Here is a 1,173-nt window from a genome sequence, read left to right on the forward strand (position 1 = left end):
TGTTGAAAAGCGTAGTCAGTTGCGTGCCTGGGATGCTGCAGACAGCTACCTGCTTAATCTGGTTGATGACATGGCTGGAAGCTTCAAGCAGCTTTGTATCGTGCACGATAACTTTGGTGCTTTGACGATTCCTTTAATGAAATATAAGCCCCTCTGTTACGGCGACTCATGGATGTCATTAGAAGCAACGCGACAGAACCTCAAGAAGAATGCTGAAGCGAATGACGATAATGTGCTGGACTTTGAGTCGGGTCTTGAGTATCTCGTCAAACGAGAAGAGCGCCCAGACTTAATCATTGGTCGAGTACCTAAATCTAAAAGCCAGCTGGCTTATTTACTCGCTGAACTGAATAAGTGGGCACAAGAAGGCTGTACACTTTTACTTGCAGGTATGGATAAGCACTTAAGCAAAGGTCAGTATGAGTTGCTGGAGAAGTGCTTTGGCCCGGCGAGTTTTTTGCCAGGTGTAAAAAAAGCGCGAGTCTGGAGGGCAGAGGTTGATAAATCTCTGGCGTACGCTTCAGAGCAGAATATATTTGAACAGTGCAAGTCTGTCAGCGTTCCCGATTTTGAATTGAACTTGAAGGCTTTACCAAATGTCTTTAGCAATGATCATTTGGATATTGGCAGTCGCTTCTTTTTGGGGCATTACAAGTGCTTACCGGAGGTTTCACAAGTCGCTGATTTAGCCTGTGGGAATGGGGTACTTGGTTTAGCCTACTTACAGCGCTTTCCTAATGCCCAGATGTTTTTCTATGACGAGTCTTTTCAGGCGGTACAGTCTGCGAAACACAATTTGGCGGTCAATATGCCTACAAACCGTGCTGAGTTTATTGCTTGTGACGGCTTGAGCAAGGCTAAGTCTAATTCATTGGAATTGATTCTTTGTAACCCGCCGTTTCATCAGCAAAATACGGTGAGCACTTCGATAGCCCAATCCTTTTTCAAAGAAGCCAAACGTGCATTGAAAACGGGTGGCGAGGTATGGCTCGTGGCAAATCGGCACCTTGGCTACCATTCTGACTTGAAAAGAATATTTGGTAACTTTGAAAATATCGCAGCGAATAAGAAGTTTGTAATTCTCAAAGCTGGGAAGTAAGCCATTCCTTAAAATATGAATAATATTCATGTTTGTGTTAGTCTGGGATTTTATGATCTCAGGTAGGCTGGACT

1 protein-coding gene is annotated in these 1,173 nt (G+C 44.1%); it reads left to right on the top strand.

Translation table 11 applies throughout. The features are described from left to right. On the top strand, nucleotides 1–1,099 hold a 1,099-nt coding region (locus tag A3729_RS23290), incomplete at its 5' end, for a methyltransferase (protein WP_068634342.1). Between the last annotated feature and the right edge of the window lie 74 nt (nucleotides 1,100–1,173).

It is taken from the genome of Oleiphilus sp. HI0043, assembly GCF_001634935.1.